This window comes from Enterobacter cloacae complex sp. P17RS (genome assembly GCF_014895885.1).
Taxonomy (GTDB): domain Bacteria; phylum Pseudomonadota; class Gammaproteobacteria; order Enterobacterales; family Enterobacteriaceae; genus Enterobacter; species Enterobacter bugandensis.
Window position 1 is genome coordinate 1 of record NZ_JADBQK010000049.1, and the last position, 221, is coordinate 221.

Here is a 221-nt window from a genome sequence, read left to right on the forward strand (position 1 = left end):
TAACAGAATTTGCCTGGCGGCTTTAGCGCGGTGGTCCCACCTGACCCCATGCCGAACTCAGAAGTGAAACGCCGTAGCGCCGATGGTAGTGTGGGGTCTCCCCATGTGAGAGTAGGGAACTGCCAGGCTTCAAATTTAGCGTGCTGATATGGCTCAGTTGGTAGAGCGCACCCTTGGTAAGGGTGAGGTCCCCAGTTCGACTCTGGGTATCAGCACCACTT

General features: G+C 56.1%; 1 tRNA gene and 1 rRNA gene. Both read left to right on the plus strand.

Going from position 1 to position 221, the window contains the following annotated elements:
- The first annotated feature begins 12 nt into the window (after positions 1-12).
- Positions 13-128 (plus strand): 5S ribosomal RNA (gene rrf / locus IM265_RS21875).
- A 14-nt stretch (positions 129-142) separates the two neighbouring features.
- Positions 143-218, plus strand: a tRNA-Thr gene (locus IM265_RS21880).
- Positions 219-221 lie beyond the last annotated feature (3 nt).